We start from the raw sequence: 23,781 nt of genomic DNA on the forward strand, positions 1-23,781 counted from the left end.
CCCATGCGTACCGAACAACCTAAGACGATCTACCTCAAGGACTATCAACAGCCCGATTACTGGATTGATGAAACCCAACTGACCTTCGAGCTGTTCGAGGACCATGCGCTGGTTCATAGTCGTCTGAGTATTCGCCTGAATGATGTCAAGCCGCAGGGTGATGCGCAGCCGCCGCTGGTACTCGACGGCCAATTGCTGGAGCTGGTCTCGGTCGAACTCGACGATCAGCCGCTGGCCGACTATCAGGTCGATGACGACAGCCTGACCCTGCAGCCGCAGGCGGCGAGTTTTGCCCTGGCCATTACCACGCGCATCGAGCCGCAGAACAATACGGCGCTTGAAGGCCTGTACAAGTCTGGCGGCATGTTCTGTACCCAGTGCGAAGCCGAAGGCTTCCGCAAGATTACCTATTACCTTGATCGCCCGGACGTCATGAGCCGCTTTACCACGACGGTCGTGGCCGATCGCGGCAGCTATCCGGTACTGCTCTCCAACGGCAATCCCATCGCCTCCGGCGAGCACGCAGGCGGGCGTCACTGGATCAGTTGGGAAGATCCATTCCCAAAACCCGCTTACCTGTTTGCCCTGGTGGCCGGTGACCTGTGCCTGTTGCAGGACAGTTTCACCACCATGACTGGTCGCGAGATTGACCTGCGTATTTACGTGGAGCCGGAAAACCGCGAGCAGTGCGACCACGCGATGGACAGTCTCAAGCGTTCCATGCGCTGGGATGAAGAGGTTTATGGCCGCGAATACGATCTGGATATCTTCATGATTGTCGCGGTCAACGACTTCAATATGGGCGCGATGGAAAACAAGGGCCTGAACATCTTCAACTCCAGCTGTGTTCTGGCGCAGCAGGATACCGCGACCGATATGGCGTTTCAGCGCGTCGAGGCGGTCGTCGCCCACGAGTATTTCCATAACTGGTCAGGCAACCGCGTGACTTGCCGCGACTGGTTCCAGCTGTCGCTGAAGGAAGGCTTCACCGTCTTCCGCGATTCCGAGTTTTCTGCGGACATGAACTCGCGCACGGTCAAACGCATTGAGGACGTTACCTTTCTGCGTGCCAACCAGTTTGCCGAAGATGCCGGTCCCATGGCGCATCCGGTACGCCCGGACTCTTTTATCGAGATATCCAACTTCTACACCCTGACCGTTTACGAGAAGGGCGCCGAAGTAGTGCGTATGCTGCATACGCTGCTGGGCGCGGAAGGCTTCCGCAAGGGCACTGATCTGTATTTTGAACGGCACGACGGTCAGGCGGTGACCTGCGATGACTTCATCAAGGCGCTGGAAGACGCCAACGGCGCCGATTTCAGCCAGTTCAAGCGTTGGTACAGTCAGGCCGGTACGCCGCGTCTCGACGTGGCCAGCCATTACGATGCAGCGCGGCGCGAATACCGTCTGAGCTTCCGTCAGCATTGCCCGGCCACGCCGGGGCAGAGCGAGAAGCTGCCGCAGGTGATCCCGGTGCGTATGGCGTTGCTCGACTCCGCAGGTCAGGAATTGCCGCTGCAGTTGGCTGGTGAGCAGCAGGGCCGCGGCAATGAAACGGTATTGTCGGTGACTGAAGCCGAGCAGGAGTTCGTGTTTGCCAATATCGATCAGGAGCCACTGCCTTCGCTGCTGCGGGGCTTCTCGGCGCCGGTCAAGCTGAGCTATCCCTACAGCCGTGATGATCGTGTGTTTCTGGCCAAGCATGATCCCGATGGCTTCAATCGCTGGGAAGCCGCGCAGGGGCTGGCGGTCGACGTTCTGCAAGGGTTGGTCGAGATCCATCGTGCCGGCCGGCCGCTGCACCTGGACCAGCGCCTGGCGGATATTTACCGCACCGTATTGGCTGATAGCGCGTTGGATGCCGCCATGGTGGCCGAGATCATTCGTCTGCCGTCAGAGGCCTACCTGGTCGAGTTGGCTGAGACCGCCCACGTAGACGCCATCCACTTTGCCCGTGAATGGCTGCGTGCTGAACTGGCACGCAGCCTGAAGAGCGAGCTGCAACAGCGCTTTGACAGTCTGCAGGTCAGCGCCCAGTACAGCGCCGATGCCGACGCCATGGCTACGCGCAGCCTGAAAAACACTCTGTTGGGTTACCTGATGCTGACCGAGGATCAGGCCGTCGTGCAGCAGTGTATGCGGCAGTTTGTTGAGGCGGACAACATGACCGACCGTCAGGCCGCGCTGGTGGCGCTGGTCAACTCGCCCTTCGAGCAGCCGCGCCAGGCTGCACTTGAGCACTTTGCCGAACGCTGGGCAGCCTACCCGCTGGTGATGGATCAGTGGTTCAGTATTCAGGCTGGCAGTACGCAGCCTGGCGGCCTGGAGCGGGTAGAGGCTTTAATGCAGCATCCGCTGTTCACCCTGCGCAATCCGAACAAGGTCCGGGCGCTGATTAGCGCTTTCGCCAACCAGAACCTGGTCAATTTCCATCGCGCCGATGGCGCCGGCTACCGCTTCCTGGCCGATCGCATCATCGAACTGGATCGCCTCAATCCGCAGGTTGCGGCACGCCTGGTTACGCCGCTCAGTCGCTGGCGCAAGTTTGCCACCGACCGTCAGCAGCTGATGCAGCAGGAGTTGGCGCGGATTCTGGCAACCGACAAGCTGTCGCCAGACGTATACGAAGTGGTGAGCAAGTCGCTGGCTTGACCGGGGATACTGGCCAAATGCTCCCCGTATGGGGTCGGGGGGCTTGAGTTGAGCGCTGATAAATGAGTTACTTCGTCAGCGCAAGGCCAACATTTTAATAAAAAATTACCAAGAGGTATTTGTGCAGCAAGTTGTAGGCCTCTAATATGCCTTGTCCGCTGGAGCGGTAGCTGATTTCATGACGTCTGTTTCAGCTCTCCAAGCATGGCGACATCTGTTCATCGTTCCCTTGCGGAGCAGGGCACCTTATAAAAACAAAGAGGGGTGGTGTATGCGTAAGCCTGTCAATTGGCGCGCTCCATTCATGGTCCGGGCGAACACGTTTCAACCGACCAGCAAGCAAAATTTTCCCATTCGTTCAGTCTTGTCAACGCTGGCGCTGTCTGCCGTTGTTGCCGGCTTTGCTATGCCTGGCGTGAGCCTGGCGGAAGCAAAGGAAGACATCAAACCCGCCGTTGAATCCAAGCTGGCTGCTTCTGACCTGCTGCTCGACGCAGCCAAGGCCGGTGAGCGCCTGGTGGCGGTGGGTGCTCGTGGCCACATCGTTTATTCCGACGACCAGGGCGGTAGCTGGACACAGGCCGCAGTGCCGGTCCGTCAGTTGCTGACGGCAGTCTATTTTGTCGATGACAAGAACGGCTGGGCGGTTGGACACGACTCGTTGATCCTGAATACCACCGATGGCGGCCAGACTTGGGCGATGCAGTATCGCGACCCCGAGCTGGATGAGCCAATGGACCCCAATGGCCCCAGTCTGCTGGAGCGGCCGTTGATGGACGTCTGGTTCCGCGACGCCAATACCGGTTTTGCCGTGGGTGCATATGGCATCTTCCTGCGTACCGACGACGGTGGCAAAAACTGGGAGGACCTCAGCGATGTGGTCGATAACCCGGATGGCTTCCATTACAACGCGATCGCTGAAATCAAGGGCGCAGGTCTGTTCCTGGCCGGCGAGATGGGCACCATGTATCGCTCGGCTGACTACGGCGATAGCTGGGAAACCCTGACCGACATGCCCTATGACGGTTCCTGGTTTGGCGTTAGCGGTACCACGCAGAGCAACGTCGTACTGGTTTGGGGGTTGCGTGGCAACATGTTCCGCTCCACCGATTTTGGTGACAGCTGGCAGGAGGTTGATCTGCCTACCGGGGCTACTCTGTTGGGCGGTAACCTCTCCGCCAGCGGTGAGCTGGCGGTCGTTGGCGCAGGCGGTGTGGTAGTGGTCAGTCACGACGGCGGCCAGACCTTCAACGTGGTAACCCGCCCTGATCGTATTGCGCTGGCGTCGGCCACGGTGCTGGATAACGGTAAAATCTTGCTTGTAGGCCAGCACGGCGTTTCGACTGCCGGGGCTAACGGTCTCAAAGCCAACTGATAATAACTACAAGCCAGGAGAATCTGGATGTCTCGCGACCAGGAAAACGCGACTTTCATGGAACGGTTGGTATTCAACAACCGCCTGATCGTTGTTTTGCTTTTCTCTCTTATTACTGTGTTTCTCGGCTATCAGGCGCTGCAGGTTCGCCCTGATACCAGTTTCGGCAAGATGATTCCGCTGGAACACCCCTACATTGTCAACATGCTGGAGCACCAGAACGATCTGGCCAACCTTGGCAACTCCATTCGTATTGCGGTGGCCATTGAAGATGGCGATATCTTCACCACCGAGTACATGGAAACGCTCAAGCAGATCAATGACGAAGTCTTCTTCCTGCCCGGGGTAGACCGTTCCAACCTGCGCTCGTTGTGGACGCCGAACGTGCGCTGGACCGAGGTGACCGAGTACGGCTTTGATGGTGGCCCGGTCACCAATCATCCGTCGTACACCAACGAGCAGGACCTGGACGAGTTGCGCGCCAACGTACTTAAGTCCGGTGAAATCGGTCGTCTGGTAGCGAACAACTTCAAGTCGAGCATCATCGACGTGCCGTTGCAGGAGTTCTATCCGAACCCGGAGAACCAGAGCGAGCTGCTGCGTCTGGACTACAAGGAGTTTTCTCACCAGCTGGAAGAGAAGGTGCGTGATCGCTTCCAGTCCGAGAACCCCAACATCAAGATCCACATCGTCGGTTTCGCCAAGAAAGTGGGTGACCTGATCGATGGCTTGATGGGCGTTGTTGCTTTCTTCGGCATCGCCTTCCTGATTACCTTTGTACTGCTGTACCTGTTCACCTGGTGTATTCGCAGTACCGTGTCGGTACTGGTTACCACGGTTATCGCGGTTATCTGGCAGTTGGGCCTGATCAATCTGGTCGGCTTCGGTCTGGACCCGTATTCGATGCTGGTGCCATTCCTGATCTTCGCCATCGGTATTTCCCACGGCGTACAGAAGATCAACGGTATTGCGCTGCAATCGGGTGAGGCTGATAACGCCCTGACCGCAGCACGTCGCACATTCCGTCAGCTGTTCCTGCCGGGCATGATCGCGATTCTGGCCGACGCAGTGGGCTTTATCACGCTGCTGGTCATGGATATCGGCGTGATTCACGAACTGGCCATCGGTGCTTCCATCGGTGTGGCGGTAATCGTGTTTACCAACCTGATCATGCTGCCGGTTACCATTTCCTACCTGGGTATCAGCAAAAAGGCCATTGAGCGCAGCAAGCGCGACGCGGTGCGTGAGCATCCGTTCTGGCGCACCATCTCCTATGTTGCCCACCCGAACGTGGCGCCTTGGATGGTAATTGTTGCTCTGGTCGGTGGTGTAGCCTGCTTTATCTATCAGGAACACAACATCAAGGTCGGTGACCTGGATGCCGGTGCCCCTGAGCTGCGCCCGGACTCGCGCTACAACCTGGATAACGACTTCATCATCCAGAACTACTCCACCAGCTCGGACATTCTGGTGGTGATGGTCAAGACGCCGCCGGAGAAGTGCTCTGCCTACGAAACCATGGAAGCCATCGACCAGCTGCAGTGGAAGATGAACAACCTGGAAGGTGTGCAGTCGGCCGTATCGCTGGTAACCGTAGCCAAGCAGGTGCTGATGGGTAACAACGAGGGCAACCTCAAGTGGCAGGGTCTGTCGCGTAACCAGGACAACCTGAACAACGCTATCAGCCGTGCACCTTCGGGCATGTTCAACGCTGCCTGTTCGTTGGCACCGGTAATGATCTTCCTCGATGACCACAAGGCCGATACCCTGACCCGCGCTACCGATGCGGTGAAAGAGTTTGCTGCCGAGTACAACACCGATACCTTCGAGTTCAAACTGGCAGCAGGTAACGCCGGTATTGAAGCTGCTACCAACGACGTTATCTCCAGCTCCGAGCTGCTGATTCTGGCGCTGGTATACGTCTGGGTTGGCCTGATGTGCTTGATGACCTTCCGTTCCTTGCCAGCAACCATCTGTATCGTTCTGCCGCTGGTACTGACGTCGGTCATGGGTAACGCGCTGATGGCGTTCCTGGGCATTGGCATGAAGGTCGCGACTCTGCCTGTGATCGCGCTGGGTGTAGGCGTGGGCGTTGACTACGGTATCTACATCTACAGCCGACTGGAAAGTTTCCTGCGGGCCGGTATGCCGCTGCAGGAAGCCTACTACGAGACCCTGCGTTCCACCGGTAAAGCGGTACTCTTCACCGGTCTGTGTCTGGCCATTGGTGTGGCTACCTGGATCTTCTCCGCCATCAAGTTCCAGGCGGATATGGGTCTGATGCTGACCTTCATGTTCCTGGTGAACATGATCGGTGCCATGCTGCTGCTGCCGGCTCTGGCGCGCTTCCTGATCAATCCAGAGAAGGTGCGTCGTTCCAAGGCGAGCAAGATGACTCACTGATCGCCTGAGTAGTTAAAAACCCGCCTTGATAGGCGGGTTTTTTTATGTCCGCGATAAACCGCCGCGCAAAAGTTGTTACCTGATATTGCGGCTAAAATACGCGAACTGTTATCAATATGCTGATTAACAAAAGATAACCGCGAGCGGTTGGCGGGGTGGGTGCGTCCTCGTTAGTATTGTTGATTCCGTCTAGCTGGCGGCTTCTGACAACAATAAGGGGGAATGGCGTATGCGTGAGCGCAGCGAAGGGCGCACTCAATCTACAGTCCAGGCAGTTAGCCCGAATCCAGGTCTGAAACACCGCAAACACCGGATAAGCCGCTCAGTGCTGCACGCACTGGGTATCAGCGCGGCACTGCTGGCGCCGGCTGGTGCTGCGGTGGCGCAGGACGCACAACCGCTGGCCGCCGCGCCGGAGCCGGCCATCATGTCTGACCTAGCGAGCAAGACGCTGCTGCTTGATGCCGTCAGCGCCGGCGAGCGTCTGGTAGCGGTTGGCAGCCGCGGCCACATTCTCTATTCCGATGACCAGGGTGAAAGCTGGACGCAGGCTGAAGTACCTGCGCGCCAGGTGCTGACAGCGGTCTATTTTGTCGATGAGCAGAATGGCTGGGCGGTGGGACATGACTCGATGATCCTGCACAGCAGCGATGGTGGGCAGAACTGGGCGCTGCAGTACCGTGACCCGGCACTGGACCAGCCCGCCGACCCGGACGGCCCGGGCCTGCTTGAGCGACCGCTCATGGATGTCTGGTTCCGTGATGATCAGACCGGCTTTGCCGTGGGTGCCTATGGGCTCTTTCTGCGCACCGACGACGGTGGCGCCACCTGGGAGGATCGCAGCGACAGCATCGATAACGAGTACGGCATGCATTACAACGCCATCGCCCCGGTGCACAACGCAGGGCTGATGATGGTTGGCGAAATGGGCAGCCTGTATCGCTCCTCCGACTACGGCGATACCTGGGAGACCCTCGACACCTCGCCCTACGACGGGACCTGGTTTGGTGTCTCCGGCACCGGCAAAACCGGCCAGGTAGTGGTCTGGGGCTTGCGCGGCAACCTCTACCGTTCGGAAAACTTCGGCTTCACCTGGCAGCCGGTCGAGTTCAGCAACAAGGCGCCGCAGGCGACCCTGCTCGGCGGCAACCTGTCAGCCGATGGCAAGTTGGCCATTGTCGGCGCCGGTGGCGTGATACTGACCAGCGACGATTACGGCAAGACCTTTGAAGCGCACACCCGCGCTGACCGGGTGGCGCTGGCAACCGCCAAGCGATTGCCGGATGGGCACCTGTTGCTGGTAGGACAGCACGGGGTGGTCAGAGCATCGGCCAACGGTCTTAAAGACTCACAACAATAAGTTTCTGCCGGGAGATACGGGATGTCCAAGCACCATCAGGAGACCGCACCCTTTGTGGAGCGGCTGATTTTCAATAATCGGATTGCAGTACTGCTGATCTTTGCGTTACTCACGGTGTTTTTTGCCTATCAGGCCGCGCAGGTAAAGCCTGATACCAGCTTTGAGAAGATGATTCCGCTCAAGCACCCCTACATCGTCAACATGATCGAGCACGAGAACGATTTGCCTAACCTCGGCAACTCGATTCGTATTGCGGTGGAGATCGAGGATGGCGACATCTTCTCCACCGAATACATGGAGACGCTGAAGCGTATCAACGACGAGGTGTTTTTCCTGCCGGGCGTTGACCGTTCAAACCTGCGTTCACTCTGGACGCCCAATGTACGCTGGACTGAGGTAACCGAGTACGGGTTTGATGGTGGGCCGGTAGCCAACCGGCCAGCCTATACTAGCGAAGAGGACCTCGAAGAGCTGCGTGCCAACGTGCTCAAGTCGGGTGAAATCGGTCGCCTTGTGGCCAATAACTTCAAGTCGACCATCATTGATGTGCCGTTGCAGGAGGCCTATCCCAATCCGGAGAATCAGAGCGAGTTGATTCAACTGGATTACGGTGATTTCTCGCGGCAGCTGGAAGAGAAGATTCGCCAGCACTTCGAGGCCGAAAACCCCAACATCAAGGTCCACATCGTGGGTTTTGCCAAGAAAGTCGGTGACCTGATCGAAGGCATCATCAAGGTGGTGATGTTCTTTGGCGCCGCGCTGCTGATTACCTTTGTACTGCTGCTGATGTTCACCCGCTGTTTGAAGAGCTCGCTGACCACCCTGGTGTGTTCGGTGATCGCGGTGGTCTGGCAGCTGGGCCTGCTGCGTACCCTGGGCTTCGGTCTGGATCCTTACTCGATTCTGGTGCCATTTCTGGTGTTTGCCATCGGCATTTCCCATGGCGTGCAGATCATCAACGGCATGGCGATTGAGTATCCCACCTCGCAGGGCAGCTATGACGCCGCACGTCGGGCGTTCCGTGCGCTCTATATTCCGGGCATCGTGGCGCTGATTTCCGATGCGGTAGGTTTTGTTACCCTGCTGCTGATCGAGATCGAGGTGATTCGCGAGCTGGGTATTGCGGCTTCCGTCGGTGTGGGCGTCATCATCCTTACCAACCTGATGCTGCTGCCAATTTTGATGTCGTACATTGGTATCAGCAAAGGCGCGGTTGAGCGTAATCGCGAGCGTGCTGCGCGGCCGCAAAAGACCTGGTTGGCGGTGGCGCGCTTTGCGCATCCGACCGTGGCGCCGATTTCCATTCTGCTGGCGATTGCGGCCTTTGCCTTTGGTATCTACCACGGCCAGAACGTCGCCATTGGTGACCTTGATCCGGGCGCACCGGAGCTGCGTGCAGATTCGCGCTACAACCTGGATAACAAGTTCATCATCGACAACTACTCAACCAGCTCGGACATTCTGGTGGTAATGGTCAAGACCCCAGCAGAGATGTGTTCGGCGCACAGCACCATGGAAGCCATCGACCAGCTGGAATGGAAGATGAACAACCTTGAAGGGGTGCAGTCGGCCGTCTCGCTGGTGACCGTGGCCAAGCAGGTGATCATGGGCAACAACGAGGGCAACCTGAAGTGGCAGGGGTTGTCGCGTAACCAGGACAATTTGAACAACGCCATCAGCCGCGCGCCGTCTGGTATGTTCAACTCCTCGTGCTCCCTGGCACCGGTGATGATCTTCCTCGATGACCACAAGGCAGCGACCCTGAGCAAGGCTACTGCAGCGGTTGAGGCCTTTGCCGAGGAGTACAACACCGATACGCTGGAATTCAAGCTGGCGGCCGGCAATGCCGGTATCGAGGCAGCCACCAACGTGGTGATCGAAGCGTCGCAGACCAAGATGCTGCTGACTGTTTACGCGGTAGTGATCTTCATGTGTCTGGTGACCTTCCGCTCTATCCGCGCGGTACTGTGCATCATCATTCCGCTGGCACTGACGTCGGTCTTGGCCAATGCCTTGATGGCTTTCCTGGGGATTGGCGTCAAGGTGGCCACGCTGCCGGTGATCGCCTTGGGTGTGGGGATCGGGGTGGACTACGGCATCTATATCTATAGCCGTCTGGAAACCTACCTGCGTCAGGGGCTGCCGCTGCAGGAAGCCTATTACGAGACGTTGAAAACCACGGGTAAGGCGGTGACGTTCACCGGTTTCACGCTGGCCATCGGCGTAGCGACCTGGATTTTCTCGGCCATCAAGTTCCAGGCCGATATGGGCATTCTGCTGACCTTCATGTTCCTGTGGAACATGTTTGGTGCACTCTGGTTGCTGCCTGCCCTGGCACGCTTCCTGATCCGGCCTGACAAGCTGCGTCAGTAAGCAACGCAACCGCATGAAGAAAGGCGCCTCCGGGCGCCTTTTTTGTCTTGTCTGCGTTACTCGACAGCTTGGAGGGTGGGCGCAAGACCGGTGTTCAGCGTGGTGTTTCAGCGCGGGTGCCTGGCCCTAGCTTGAGCATCCGAACCTTTAGCGGCACCTACTGCTGCCAGTTTCCTCGGGGTGGGTGAACAGCACAGCGAACCCGAAGGGCCGAGCAGCGGGATGCTGGTCTGCTGGTAGCTCGCCAGCAGGTCGAAAGGCGATAATGAGCTGACTGAGCGGGGCGCTATGAAGGCCCCTGATTGCTTCACTTATAACGTAGCTCAGACATCCGGATAAAGCGGTTGCATGCCCACATCACTTGCCTCAGCGGCTTCCCGCTGCCGCGACTGGGTAACCTGCCTTACCGCGCGCCACAGCGGCTTGCCCCGCCAAGCGCTGTCGTTCTGCCCAAACAGGCACGCGTTCAGCTCATCCAGGGCATCGGCGAGTGCGGGGTACTGTTGACTGAGTGCGATGAGGTCACTGGTCTGTTGCTTCGCCCAGTGCTCCAGCGCCTTGCGTGCATCGGCCGGCTGGTTCTGACGGCAGGCTACCTGGAGGTCGGCCAGCGGGTTGCCCGCCACGTCGGCGTCCAGGTGGTTGGTGTCCTCATGCAGTTCGTCGAGGCTATGCAGTTGGCTGCGCAATTGACGCAAACGGTACAGACAGGCCGCCAGCGCCATCAGTAGCAGAGCACAGCCCAGTTGCCAGGGCCACAGCAGGGGGAGGGGCGCGATGCTGCGGTTACGCTCACTGTTGTTGGCAACGGTCGTCGTGGTCTGATTGCTCAGGATGTGCAGGTTCACGGCGTCCAGACTGGCTTCTTCAAGGGTGTCGGTGGTGGTATTCCACCAGGTCACACGGACTTCCGGTACCTGCAAGTCTCCGGTGCTGCGCGCCACAATAGCCGCGCTTTCCTGGCGTAGCCCGAGGATGCCATTGGCTGAAAGCTGGTTCTCGAGCTGGGGTTGATCGTTGTATTGACGCAGGTCTTCGGATTGATCCTCGTTGAGGTGACCCAGCTCGGGTAACTGGCTCGCCGTCAGGCCGTCGGCCTGAATCGACAGCGTTCGAGTGAGCGGTTCGCCGCGCAGTAAGTCCTGCCCCGGGTCTGGTTGCCAGTTCTGGCTCAGGCGAACCTGTTTGGCTGGCAACCAGAGTGCGCCTGCGGGGTAGCTCTCTGGAATGGGCTTTACGTTCAGCTGCAGACTGGGAGAACGCAGCTGTACCATGCGTGCACTATGCGGGCCAGCGGGGTTGGCGGGGTCGCGTGGTAGTTGCACGGTGGCACTGAACAGCTGGGAAGGAATATCCAGGGGGCCGCTCTGTTGCGGGTAGATGGCATAGCGCACCTCCATCACCCCGTGCAGCACGCCGTTAATGGTGCGCTCATAGTTGCGCGGCGCGCCCAGGCGCTCGATTCTGGTGTTGGCGATATCCAGGCCGCTGAGGTCGGAGTCGTCGTACAGCGAAACCGAGTGGTAGATGCGCAGAGTCAAGAGTACCTGTGCCTGCACGTAAGGTGTTTCAGTATCCACTTCGCTGTCGATGAAAATGGGCGCCAGTTTGCCAGCTGCGTCGTCACGGGCCTGCTCCTCAGTGAGAACGCGCAGGGTTATCGGCTCGCTGCTGTCGGGGCCCAGAAACAACGGCGGGATCACCACAAACCCGGTGCGTTTGGGCGTCAGGCCGATCACCCAGCGGTTGACCCATTGCTTGCGGCCTTCCAGTTCGCTGAGCAGGCTCAACTGGTGGCTCTGTGTCACCGTGAAGTGTTCCTGCAGGGGCGTCAGGTCGGGCGGGCCGTACTTGCTCCCGGCGTTGCTTTCCAGCGTCAGCTCCAGGCTTTCTCCCTCGACCAGTTGGGTGCGGTCCACACTGGCCTGCATGGCAGCCTGGCTAAGGCCTGCCAGCGATAACAGCAAGAGGGTGCACAGCAGTCGCATCATCGGGGGCGTCCATCGGGTTGTTGCAGGTGTTGATACAGAAACTTGCGGCGCAGCAGTTCGGCCGGATTATCCGGGATGTCGCGCAGCCATTGCTGCAACGCCTGTTGCTGCTCGGTATTGTAGCCTCTGGCGGGGAGGGGAGCGCCAGTGCTGTCGGTGACGCTGTTGCCGGGCAGGCTGTCGTCCAGCTCCTCGCTAGTCACCTGCTCGGTCAGTGCGGCACCGGTTTGGCTGCTGCCGTCGGTGGTTTGTGCCGGGTTGCTGTCAATCCCGGTTACGGTCGGATCACCCGAGCTCTGGGCCTCTTCGCCGTTGTCTGGCGATTCGTCGCTGTTGCCGGAGTCGTTGTCAGCGTTCGGGTCGGCTTTGGTCCCACTGCCTATGTCTGCTTCCTCTCCGGTCTGGTCGCTGCCGGCTGTTTCTTGCTGCTCCTGCTCTGCGAGTTCTGCCAGGTAGGCTTCCACGCGCTGGCGGTTATGCCGCGCGGCAGTATGCTCCGGCGCCCGAATCAGGGTCTGTTCGAAGGCGTCCAAGGCTTCAGGGTAATCGCCTTTGAGGGCCAGCGCGGTGCCTTCGGCAAAGTGATAATCCGCGTTCTCGGGTGCGGCTTTGGCCAGTGCACCGTAAGCCTGGCTTGCGGCGGCGTAGTCGCCGGCCTGCAAGAGTGCCCAGGCGCGCCACTGCGGATCCTCAAAACGCGTTGCAGCGGCAGCAGGCTGGCCCTGTTCCAGCAGCGTGGCGCCCTGCTGGTCCGGTCTTTGCCATAGATCCTGCCAACTCATTGCCGACGCCGGTGGCGGTAGCCAGAGGGCAATCAGTACCACGCCAAGCCAGCCGCGGCGTGCGCCAAAGGCAGCTATGGGCAACAGCAGCAACAGCACCCAGTGGCCCTGGTCCAGCCATTGGCGCTGGTCGGTCTGCAGTACTTCATCGACGCTTGGCGCATCGGCCAGTAGATATTGAATGTCGCTGTCGTCAACGCTGAGTCGCGCATAATCGCCGCCGTGGCGCCGGGCAAAATGGCTGAGCACACTTTCATCGAGTTGCGGCAGCAGTATCCGGCCCTGCTCATCGCGCATGAAACCGCCCTCGGCGAGGGGCACCGGGGCGCCGTCGGCAGTACCGATGCCGAGTACGCGCAAGCGCTCGCCGAGCTGCTCGCTGGTCGGGTCGGCCAGTGACTGCTCGTCAGCGCTCAGGCCATTGGTTAACAGCAGTACCTGCGCGCTGTCTGGTGGCAAGCTGCTGAGCAGTTTCGCTGCCAGTAGCAGAGCCTGGTCGGCCTGTTGTCCTCGGGCCGGCATGATGTCGGGGTGCAGCACCCCAAGCAGGTTTTTCAGGGTGGCGTGATCGCGCGTCAGCGGGGCCACCAGATGGGCGCTGCCAGCATAGGCGATCAGTCCAATGCGCCGTTCCGGAAAGGCGCGCAGAATGTCTTCCACCTTGTGCCGGGCCTGCTCCAGACGGTTAGGCGTCAAGTCAGTAGACAGCATGCTGCGCGATACCTGGAGCACCAGAACCAGGGCGGCCTGGTCGCTGCGCTCCACCGCGTCATCCGACTCCCAGGCGGGGCCGGCCAGAGCGACCAGCGCGAGCGCCCAAGCCAGAGCCAGTAGTAGATAGCGCCCGGCGTAATGCCGACCCGGTTGCTGCTGCAACAGCGCGTTGCGCAGGTTGACTGGTAGCAGTGCCTCCCAGCCCGAGTACTTCTTCATGTGGCGATACAGATAAGCGCACAGCAACAAGGTGGGCGGCAGTGCGAGCAGCCACCAGGGGCGTAGAAAACTGAAGGGCAGCAGATCAGACCACACGGCGCTGCCTCCGCACTTGCTGTAGCGCCATGCCTAGGCTGAGCAGCCAGGCGGCGGCCAAGGGCCAGGGGTACAGTGGAATGCTCTCGCGACTTGGGCGGCCGGCGCGCAGACTGGGCTCGAGGTTATCCAGTTGCTGATAGATGGCCTCCAGACTGGCGCTGTCGCGGGCGCGAAAATACTCGCCGCCGGTGAGTTCGGCGATTTCCCGCAGCGTGGTTTCATCCAGATCGATCGAGGGGTCGACGTCGCCATTGAGGATACCCTGCAAGCCATCCTCGCGTGCACTGTCGGCGCCGACGCCGATGGTAAAGATGCGGATGCCCTGTTCGGCGGCCAGTTGAGCCGCCTGCATGGGAGCGATCTTGCCTGCGGTGTTAGCGCCATCGGTGATCAGTAGCATGACTCGGCTGGACGCTGGCTGCTGCATCAGCCGCTTGATGCTCAGGCCAATGGCATCGCCGATGGCAGTGTCGCGACCGGTCAGACCGACAAAGGCCTCATCCAGCCACAGCGCAATGCTGTCCAGATCGTAGGTCAGCGGAGCCTGGACGTAGGCCTTGCTGCCAAACAGGATCAGCCCCAGCCGGTCGCCATGCCGGCGTTCGACAAAGGCGCCAAGCCAATGTTTGACCAGCGACAGGCGATCCACCGCCTGTTCTTCCAGCTGCATGTCGCGTATTTCCATGCTGGCTGACAGATCGACCGCGATCATCATGTCGCGCCCGCTGATACTGGGAGCCAGGGGCGCACCGAGCAGCTCCGGCCGAGCGCAGGCGAACACCAGCAAGCACCAGATCACGATTGCCGGCCAGCGGGCGCGCCCGTTACTGCTGCTGCGCGGGCTGCTGTGCTCGAGCTGCTGCAGACGGCGCAGAAAACTGACCTGCAGGGCGCTCGCCGGTCGATCGGCGCTTGGCAACAACCAGCGCAGCAGCCAGGGTAAGGGCAGCAGGGCGAAGGCGGCAGGCCAGTGCAGCTCAAACATGGTTATACCTGATCCAGCGCAGCAGCTCGCGTTGCAGTGCCAGGCGGTCGGTGGAGCTCATATCAACCCCAGGCTGATACAGACCACCGCCCAGCGGCTGCAGAATATCCTTACGCGGATTCGGGTAGTGCTGGCACAGGTAATCGACCCAGTTTGCGCCGTACAACCGAGTGGCTTCATCTTTGCCACGGCTTTTCAGTTGGCGCTTCAACTGCGTGTTGAGCGCCGCGAGCCAGGCTTGATCAGACAGCTGGTCGGGTATTTCCCAGATGATGCGCTGTGCGCGCATACGCCGCCGCTGACGCCGTCGCAGGGTCAGCCAGAGTACCGGAATGGCCAGCAGCAAGAGGGTGAGGACGACGGCCAAGGTTATCCAGCCCGGTGCCGGTGGCCACCAGCTTACCGGCGGCGGCGCGGCGGGTTGCAGGAGCGCATCCTGAAGCGGGCTGCTCATCGTGGCCCTCCGCGGGGATGGCCGGTGAGGTTGTCATGCAGCTGTTCATGCGCGGCGAAGCGGGTGTCCAGCGGGATCAGGCTGCAACGCAGACGACGGGCGAGGCGCAGCCAGTTTTGCTGCTGTTGCTCGAACTGCGCGGTGTAGGCCTGACGCACGCCGCTTTGCAGGGTGTCGACCGTCAAACGCTGCTCGCCCTGCACAAAATCGAGTGGGCCAAACAGCGGCAGACTGCTGTCCAGCGGATCAAACACCGGCAGCAGCACCAGATCGTTGTGACCCGCCAGGGGGACCAGCAGACTCTGGTTCAGGCCGTTAATGGCGGCATGGTCGCAGATGATATAGAGGATGCTGCCCGGGCGGATGATCTCGCGGCTGTGCCGCAGCGCCAGGTTCAGTGCCTCGCTCTCGTCCTCGGGTTCGCTTTGCTGGCCGGTCTGCAGCGCGTGGTTGGCCTTGAGCAACAGCTGCAGCAGCTGCAGCAGCGCTTTGCGGTCACGTCGCGGGCGTACCTCGTGGCACACGCCAGGGCCGTAGACCATGCCACCCACGCGGTCGTGGTGGGACAACGCGGTCCAGGCGATCAGGGCGCAGGTTTCGGCGGCCAGTACGGACTTGAAGCACTGCTGGCTGCCAAAAAACAGCCGGGGACTCTGCTCGCCGATGACGAATACCGGGCGTTCACGTTCTTCGTTGAACACCTTGGTGTGCACCTTCTGGGTACGCGCAGTCACGCGCCAGTCGATGTTGCGGATGTCGTCGCCGGGCTGGTAGGCACGCACCTGATCAAAGTCGACCCCGCGACCGCGCAGACGTGAGCTTTGCTGGCCGCTCTGCCGGCCGCTGCGAACCGGCCGACTGAACAGCGGCAGCTCATGGCAGTGGCGGCGCGTGCCGAGCAATGCTTCCAGACTGGTGTAAACAGCCGGGTCCAGACTGGCAGCCACGGATCAGACCACCGGAACCGAGTCGATCAACAGGTTGATGGCCTGATCGGTATCGATGCCGGCCGCTTCGGCCTCAAAGCTCAGCATGATGCGGTGGCGCAGCACGTCGTGGACGATGGCCTGCACATCCTCCGGGCTCACGAAATCACGCCCGGCGAGCCAGGCGTGCGCGCGTGCGCAACGGTCCAGGGCAATGGTGCCCCGCGGGCTGGCACCCATCGACAGCCATTCGGCCAACTGCGGGTTGTACTGTTCGGCACGGCGGGTCGCCATGACCAACTGGATCAGATACTCCTCAACCGCGTCGGCCATGAACATCTCGAGCACTTCCTGGCGTGCCCCCAGAATGCTCGCCTGGCTGATCTTGCTGCTGATGGCGGGCTCTTCACCGCGTGCTTCGCCGCGGGCCAGCTGCAGAATCTGGCGCTCCAGCGCGGCATCGGGAAAGCCGATACGTACGTGCATCAGAAAACGGTCGAGTTGGGCTTCGGGCAGCGGGTAGGTGCCTTCCTGTTCTATCGGATTCTGCGTCGCCATCACCATGAACAGCTCTGGCAGCGGATAGGTCTCGCGGCCAATACTGACCTGGCGCTCGGCCATGGCTTCAAGCAGTGCCGATTGCACCTTGGCCGGGGCCCGGTTGATTTCGTCGGCCAACACTAGGTGATGAAAGATCGGCCCCTGCTGAAAACTGAAGGTAGCGGTTTCTGGCCGATAGACCTCGGTGCCGGTGATGTCGGCGGGCAACAGGTCGGGGGTGAACTGGATACGGTGGAAGTCGGCTTCGATACCTTCGGAGAGCGCTTTGATTGCCTTGGTCTTGGCCAGACCAGGTGCACCTTCGACCAAAACATGGCCGCCGGCCAGCAGGCTGATCAGCATGCGATCAATCAAATGCTCCTGACCAAAGATGTGTTGCCCGAGGAAGGCCTTGAGCTGCAGCAGTGAGTCACGATGGGTCATTGGAATTTTTCGTGTCCTGTTCGTTGGGGCCAGCGTCAGTGTACGTCACTTTACCGAAATGCCTTTGGTCTAGACTATGCCTGAGACAAGAATAATTCAGGCGCCGGCCGGATGCCCCACAAGGGCACAGCGCAAGGCCAAAGCAGGTTCGCAGTCCACACCCAAGACGCAACAGGAGGTAGGCAGCATGGCATTGATCATGGCCAGCACTAAGCAGGGCTTCATCGACACACTGCAAGAGCGGCTTCAGGCGCTGGTGCAGGCAAAGGATCAAGAGGCCATTCGGCTGTTCTGCCGCTATTTCTATGGAATCGCCACGCTGGACGAGCTGAGCCAGCGCCAGGATAACGACCTGTTAGGCTGCACTTTGTCCAGCTGGCGCTTCCTGCAGCAGTTCGAGGGTGGTGAAGTCAAACTGCGGGTGTTCAACCCCGATACCCAGCAGCACGGCTGGCAGAGTACCCACACCGTTGTTGAGGTGCTGCACCGTGACCTGCCGTTCCTGGTGGACTCCGTGCGCATGGAGCTGACGCGCTCGGGCTATGCTATCCACACCCTGCAAAACAGCATCATGACAACGCAGCGCGACGAGCAGGGCAATCTGCTGTCACTGCTTGAGGCAGGTAGCACTGGTGATCAGGTGCGCACCGAGTCGCTGATGTACATCGAAATCGACCGCTGCACCACCAGCGCCGATTTGCGTGCCCTGCAGGAAGGGCTGCAGGAAGCACTGCGCAATGTGCGGGTAACTGTACGCGACTTCCCGGCCATGTGTGGCCAGGTCGATACGCTGATCGCCAACCTGAAAAAGCGCGGCAAACACTACTTCTCCGCCGAAGATCGCAGCGAGACCGTGGCTTTTCTCGAATGGCTGCTGGAAGACCACTTTACCTTTCTCGGTTACGAGTGCTTTGCCGTCAATGAGGGGCTCCCCAAGCAGCGGCTGGGGTTGATATCCGGCAAGAGCCTTGGCGCGCTGTCGATGGAGCCGCGTGATGAAAGTCTCGCCGGTTTGCCGGCGCAGGTCATCGAGTACCTGCAGGCGCCGCTGTTGCTGTCCTTTGCCAAGGCCTCGCGGCTCAGCCGTGTGCACCGCCCGGCCTACCCGGACTACGTCTCTATCCGCGAGGTGGATGCCGACGGCAAGGTGTTGCTGGAGCACCGTTTCATGGGGTTGTACACCTCGCGTGTCTACTCCGACCTGGTCGACAACATCCCCCATGTGCGGCGCAAGGTAGCCCACGTGCGCGAGGTATCGGGCTTCATCCCGCGCAGCCATCTGGCCAAGGAGCTGGAGCAGGTGCTGCAAGTGTTGCCGCGCGACGACCTGTTTCAGATGTCGGTGGAGGAGTTGGCCGATACCGCGCTCAGCATAGTGCAGATGCAGGAGCGCAATCAGATTCGTGTGTTCCTGCGGTCGGGCAACTATGGGCGTTTCTATTATTGCCTGGCCTTCGTGCCGCGCGATGTCTACTCCACCGATATTCGCCTGACCATTCAGTCGGTCCTGATGGAGCGGCTGCAGGCCACTGAAAGCGAGTTCTGGACCTATTTTTCTGAATCCATTCTGGCCCGCACCCAGTTCATTCTGCGGGTTGACCCCACCAAGACGCTGGACATCGACCCCGTGAAAATAGAACAGGAAGTCATTCGTGCCTGCCGCGACTGGAAGGACGAGTTTCGTGATCGGCTGCTGGAAAGCATGGGCGAGGCGCAAGCGACTGACGTACTGGCGCATCTGGGTGAAGGTTTCCCGGCCGGTTACAGCGACCGCTTCCCGCCGGCCACCGGGGTGGTCGATCTGCAAACCATGCTGGGGCTGACCGCGGAGCAGCCGTTGGCGATGAGCTTCTACCAGCCGCTTGAGCAGAAGCCGGGTGTGCTGCATTGCAAGCTGTATCACCTGAATGATCCCTTGCCGTTGTCGGACGTTATCCCGATTCTGGAAAACCTCGGGCTGCGCGTGCTCGGCGAGTTCCCATTCCATATTGCCCAGCAAGATGGCACCGGTTTCTGGATTCACGATTTTGAGTTTACCTTTGCCGCCAACGCCAGCCTGGACATTCAGGAAGCCAACGACCTGTTCCGCGAGGCCTTCGCCGCGATATGGGCCGGGCAGGCCGAGAACGACGCCTTCAACCGCCTCGTGCTGCTCGCCAGCCTGCCCTGGCGGGACGTATCGCTGCTGCGCGCCTACGCGCGTTACCTCAAGCAGATTCGTCTGGGTTTCGAATTGCCCTATATCGCCAATACGCTGATTGCCCACGCAGATATTGCGCGCGAACTGGTACGGCTGTTCCGCACGCGTTTTTATCTGGCCCGCAAGCTCTCGGCCGATGACCTGGAAGAAATGCAGCAGAAGCTGGAACACGCGATCCTCAATGCGCTGGATAACGTGGCAGTGCTCAACGAAGACCGCATCCTGCGGCGCTACCTAGACCTGATCAAAGCCACGCTGCGGACCAACTTCTATCAACCGGATGCCGAGGGTGAGGCCAAAGACTATCTCAGCCTCAAGTTCGACCCATCCGGCATTCCCGAGCTGCCGTTGCCGCGCCCGATGTTCGAGATATTTGTCTATTCGCCACGGGTCGAGGGGGTGCATCTGCGGGGCGGCAAGGTTGCGCGTGGTGGCCTGCGCTGGTCAGACCGTGAGGAAGACTACCGCACCGAGGTGCTGGGGCTGGTCAAGGCTCAGCAGGTCAAGAACGCCGTCATCGTGCCGGTGGGCGCCAAGGGCGGCTTTGTACCGCGACGGTTGCCGGTGGGGGGTAACCGTGATGAGGTGCAGCAGGAGGCGATTGCCTGCTACAAGCTGTTTATCCAGGGCTTGCTGGACCTGACTGACAACCTGGTTGAAGGGCAGGTGGTGCCGCCGGTCAATGTGGTGCGCCATGACGCCGATGATCCTTATCTGGTCGTAGCGGCCGACAAGGGCACCGCGACCTTCTCCGACATCGCCAACGGCATCGCTGCCGGGTACGGCTTCTGGCTGGGTGATGCCTTTGCGTCCGGCGGCTCGGCCGGGTATGACCACAAGAAAATGGGCATCACTGCCAAGGGCGCCTGGGTGTCGGTGCAGCGGCACTTCCGAGAGCTGGGGCTGGATGTGCAAAACGACCCGATTACGGTGATCGGCATTGGCGACATGGCCGGCGATGTGTTCGGCAATGGCATGCTGCTGTCCCGCCAGCTCAAGTTGGTGGCGGCGTTCAACCACCAGCATATCTTCATTGATCCGACGCCTGACCCGGAAAGCAGCTTTGTTGAGCGGCAACGCCTGTTTGACCTGCCGCGCTCCAGTTGGGCCGACTACGACGCCAGCCACATCTCCAAGGGCGGCGGGATCTTCGAACGCAGCCTCAAGCAGATCACCCTGACGTCACAGATGCGCGAACTGTTCGATATCAAGGCCGATAAACTTACGCCCACCGAGCTGATTCATCAGTTGCTCAAGGCGCCGGTTGACCTGATCTGGAACGGTGGCATCGGTACTTACGTCAAGGGCAGCGGCGAAACCCACGCCGATGTCGGCGACAAGGCCAATGATGCGCTGCGGGTCAACGGCCGCGACCTGCGCTGCCGCGTGGTGGGCGAGGGCGGTAACCTGGGTCTGACGCAGCTCGGGCGTATCGAGTTTTGCCTCAACGGCGGAGCGGTAAATACCGACTTTATCGATAACGCCGGCGGCGTCGACTGCTCCGACCACGAGGTCAATATCAAGATTCTGCTCAATGAAGTAGTAGCCAGCCAGGACATGACCGCCAAGCAGCGCAACAAGCTGCTGGCCAGCATGACTGACGCGGTCGCCGGCCTGGTGCTGGGCAACAACTACAAGCAGACTCAGGCGATCAGTCTGGCGCAGCGCTTGGCTGGGCAGACCATGGGCGAGTACCAGCGCTTCATCAGCGCGATGGAGAGCAGCGGCAAGCTCAATCGGGCGCTGGAGTTCATCCCCGATGACGAGCAGATGGCAGAGCGCAAGGCTGCCGGCAAAGGTCTGACCCGCGCCGAGCTGTCGGTGCTGATCTCCTATTCCAAGGCGGATTTGAAAGAAGCCCTGGCGGCGTCCGATGTACCGGAAGATACCTATCTGGCGACCGAGCTGGAAACCGCCTTCCCCGAGGTACTGCTGAAGAAGTACCAGTCTGCGCTGTCCAGCCACCGTCTGCGCCGCGAGATCATCTCCACCCAACTGGCCAACAACCTGGTCAACCACATGGGGATTACCTTCCTGCGCCGCCTGGAGCAATCTACCGGTGCGACCGCCAGCGACATCGCGCGGGCCTACGTGGTAGCGCGTGATGTGTTCCACTTGCAGGAGCACTTTGCCGGCATCGAACAGCTGGACTATCAGATTCCTGCCGACGTGCAGCTGGAACTGATGGAAGAGCTGATGCGGCTTGGGCGGCGGGCGACGCGCTGGTTTATCCGCAACCGCCGCACAGAGCTGTTGCCACAGCGTGAAGTCGAGCACTTTGCGCCCTGCGTTCAGGCGCTGTCAGAGCGCTTTGACCAACTGCTGGATGGCGACATTCGGCGCCTCTGGGATGAGCGCTATCAGCATTACGCCGATGCCAAGGTCCCCGAAGGCATCGCCCGCGTGGTCGCCGGCACCGGTCATGCTTATACCCTGTTGGGCATTGTCGAAGCTGCTGATACCACCGGGCAGAGCCCGGAGCGGGTAGCGCAGGTGTTCTTTGCTATTGGCAGTCAGCTGCAATTGCCCTGGTTCAACCAGCAGGTATCAAACCTCGTGGTCGACAACCACTGGCAGGCGCTGGCCCGTGAAAGCTACCGCGACGACCTGGATTGGCAGGCGCGCACCATGACGGTGGCGGCGTTGCAGAGTGCGAACGCGGCAATGCCGGTGGCGGAACTGGTTGAGCGCTGGATGGCGCAGAACCAGCAGATGGTAATGCGCTGGCAAGCCATGCTGACCGAGCTGAAAAACGCCGGGGCAGGGGACTATCCCATGGTGGCGGTCGCCATGCGTGAATTGCTGGATCTGGCTCAGGCAGCGCGTTTGAACGTGCAGGGAGAGCCATGCAGCAGTTGATCATCGACCTTGCATTGCCCGCAGAGCGCTACCTGGCGTGGTACCAGGGACGCGCCGAGCGGGTGCTGATGTACAGCCGGGATGGGCGCCGGGTCAGTTTGCCGGCGCATCATCTGCGGCCATTTCTGACCCATGCCGGGGTATACGGCAGTTTTCGTATGAGCTTCACTGATGAGGGCAAGCTGCTCAAGTTGGAGCGGTTATCCGGTTGAACGCCGGATAACCACGACTACTGAATCCTGGGGCATAACCCTTTATACTCTGCAACCTGTTTTCACTGCCCAGGCCCGCGCCCATGTACGACCTGCTCCGCTCTCTGATGTTCAAACTGCCCGCTGAAACCTCCCACGACCTAGCTCTGGATCTGATTGGCGCTGCCGGGCGGTTGCGACTGGCCGACAAGCTGGTGCGGCCGGTGCCATCGCAGCCGGTTGAAGTAATGGGGCTGACCTTCGACAATCCGGTAGGTCTGGCCGCCGGACTGGACAAGAACGCCGTGGCGGTGGACGGCCTGGCCGCCATGGGCTTTGGTTCCATCGAGGTTGGTACGGTTACGCCAAAGCCGCAGCCAGGCAACGCCAAGCCGCGACTGTTTCGTCTAGCCGAGCACGAGGCCATCATCAACCGCTTCGGTTTCAACAACCAAGGCGTAGACGCCATGCTTGAACGTCTGGCGGCGGTGAAGTATCAGGGCGTGCTGGGCATCAATATCGGCAAGAACGCGGTTACCCCGGTCGAGAGCGCGGTGGATGATTACCTCTACTGCCTGCGCAAGGTCTACAGCCGTGCCAGCTATGTCACCGTCAATCTGTCCTCACCCAATACCCCAGGCCTGCGTACTCTGCAGTACGGCGATTCGCTCAAACAGCTGCTGGCGCAGATCAAGACCTGCCAGCTGCAGTTGAGCGACCAGCACGGCCGCTATGTTCCAATTGCCATCAAAATTGCGCCGGATATGACCCCGGAAGAGGTGGCTCTGGTTGCGGCTACCTTGCTGGAGCAGGGCATGGATGCGGTGATTGCGACCAACACTACGTTGGATCGCAGCGCGGTGGCGGATTCGCCTTTTGCCGAGGAGGCGGGCGGCCTGTCCGGCGCGCCGCTGACCGATGTATCAACCGAAGTGGTGCGGTTGCTGGCGCAGGAGCTAAAAGGGCGGATGCCAATCATTGGCGTTGGCGGGATTTTCAGCGGCGCAGATGCGGCCGACAAGATCGCGGCGGGCGCGAGTCTGGTGCAGCTCTACAGTGGCTTTATCTATCGCGGGCCGGGGCTTATCAGGGAATGTGCCGAGGCGATTGCCACGTTACCGCACACTGAAGAAATTGCTGTGGGCTGAAATAGGCAGCCCCCGCAAGCGGGGGCCGGGTGGGCCTTCGCGAGGCCCGGCGCTCTGGGTGAGCGC

14 protein-coding genes are annotated in these 23,781 nt (G+C 60.3%); 8 read left to right on the forward strand and 6 right to left on the reverse strand.

Features of this window, described 5'->3' with window-relative positions; genetic code table 11:
- Positions 1 to 3 precede the first annotated feature (3 nt).
- The 5 genes from pepN (at position 4) to V7747_RS04225 (ending at position 10,163) form a co-directional block, all read left to right on the forward strand.
- Positions 4 to 2,652, forward strand: a complete 2,649-nt coding sequence (pepN, locus tag V7747_RS04205; protein WP_335614792.1) for an aminopeptidase N — start codon at positions 4 to 6, stop codon at positions 2,650 to 2,652.
- A gap of 271 nt (positions 2,653 to 2,923) precedes the next feature.
- Positions 2,924 to 4,027, forward strand: coding sequence for a YCF48-related protein (locus V7747_RS04210; protein ID WP_442909176.1), 1,104 nt, complete (start codon positions 2,924 to 2,926; stop codon positions 4,025 to 4,027).
- 27 nt (positions 4,028 to 4,054) lie between these two features.
- A complete protein-coding gene (locus V7747_RS04215; protein WP_335614794.1) occupies positions 4,055 to 6,430 on the forward strand; it encodes an efflux RND transporter permease subunit in 2,376 nt (791 codons plus the stop codon).
- Positions 6,431 to 6,755: 325 nt separating this feature from the next.
- A complete protein-coding gene (locus V7747_RS04220; RefSeq protein WP_335614795.1) occupies positions 6,756 to 7,790 on the forward strand; it encodes a WD40/YVTN/BNR-like repeat-containing protein in 1,035 nt (344 codons plus the stop codon).
- Positions 7,791 to 7,811: 21 nt separating this feature from the next.
- A complete protein-coding gene (locus V7747_RS04225) occupies positions 7,812 to 10,163 on the forward strand; it encodes an efflux RND transporter permease subunit (RefSeq protein ID WP_335614796.1) in 2,352 nt (783 codons plus the stop codon).
- A gap of 323 nt (positions 10,164 to 10,486) precedes the next feature.
- Here V7747_RS04225 and V7747_RS04230 read toward each other — a convergent pair whose 3' ends face one another.
- From V7747_RS04230 to V7747_RS04255, 6 genes are read right to left on the reverse strand one after another with little or no spacing between them, the layout of a single operon-like run.
- On the reverse strand, positions 10,487 to 12,154 hold the full coding sequence (locus tag V7747_RS04230; protein ID WP_335614797.1) for a BatD family protein: 1,668 nt from the start codon (positions 12,152 to 12,154) through the stop codon (positions 10,487 to 10,489).
- Positions 12,151 to 13,965, reverse strand: a complete 1,815-nt coding sequence (locus V7747_RS04235; RefSeq protein WP_335614798.1) for a VWA domain-containing protein — start codon at positions 13,963 to 13,965, stop codon at positions 12,151 to 12,153. The genes V7747_RS04230 and V7747_RS04235 overlap by 4 nt, the downstream gene beginning before the upstream one ends.
- Positions 13,955 to 14,953: a vWA domain-containing protein gene (locus V7747_RS04240; RefSeq protein ID WP_335614799.1), complete on the reverse strand. Its 999-nt coding sequence runs from the start codon at positions 14,951 to 14,953 to the stop codon at positions 13,955 to 13,957. The genes V7747_RS04235 and V7747_RS04240 overlap by 11 nt, the downstream gene beginning before the upstream one ends.
- Positions 14,946 to 15,407: a DUF4381 domain-containing protein gene (locus V7747_RS04245; protein ID WP_335614800.1), complete on the reverse strand. Its 462-nt coding sequence runs from the start codon at positions 15,405 to 15,407 to the stop codon at positions 14,946 to 14,948. Before V7747_RS04245 ends, V7747_RS04240 begins: the two co-directional genes overlap by 8 nt.
- On the reverse strand, positions 15,404 to 16,354 hold the full coding sequence (locus tag V7747_RS04250) for a DUF58 domain-containing protein (RefSeq protein ID WP_335614801.1): 951 nt from the start codon (positions 16,352 to 16,354) through the stop codon (positions 15,404 to 15,406). Before V7747_RS04250 ends, V7747_RS04245 begins: the two co-directional genes overlap by 4 nt.
- Positions 16,355 to 16,357: 3 nt before the next feature.
- Complete coding sequence (locus V7747_RS04255) at positions 16,358 to 17,317, reverse strand: AAA family ATPase (RefSeq protein ID WP_335614802.1); 960 nt, start codon at positions 17,315 to 17,317, stop codon at positions 16,358 to 16,360.
- A 187-nt stretch (positions 17,318 to 17,504) separates the two neighbouring features.
- Here V7747_RS04255 and V7747_RS04260 point away from each other — a divergent pair, with 187 nt between their 5' ends.
- From V7747_RS04260 to V7747_RS04270, 3 genes are all read left to right on the forward strand, one after another.
- Positions 17,505 to 22,376, forward strand: a complete 4,872-nt coding sequence (locus V7747_RS04260) for an NAD-glutamate dehydrogenase (RefSeq protein WP_335614803.1) — start codon at positions 17,505 to 17,507, stop codon at positions 22,374 to 22,376.
- Positions 22,364 to 22,588 (forward strand): DUF2835 domain-containing protein, encoded by a 225-nt coding sequence (locus tag V7747_RS04265; protein ID WP_335614804.1) that lies wholly within the window; start codon positions 22,364 to 22,366, stop codon positions 22,586 to 22,588. The genes V7747_RS04260 and V7747_RS04265 overlap by 13 nt, the downstream gene beginning before the upstream one ends.
- An 83-nt stretch (positions 22,589 to 22,671) precedes the next feature.
- The gene (locus V7747_RS04270; protein WP_335614805.1) at positions 22,672 to 23,715 is read left to right on the forward strand and encodes a quinone-dependent dihydroorotate dehydrogenase; all 1,044 of its coding nucleotides are present in this window, start codon (positions 22,672 to 22,674) and stop codon (positions 23,713 to 23,715) included.
- Positions 23,716 to 23,781: the final 66 nt, after the last annotated feature.

Source organism: Halopseudomonas sp. (assembly GCF_036960865.1).
Taxonomy (GTDB): domain Bacteria; phylum Pseudomonadota; class Gammaproteobacteria; order Pseudomonadales; family Pseudomonadaceae; genus Halopseudomonas.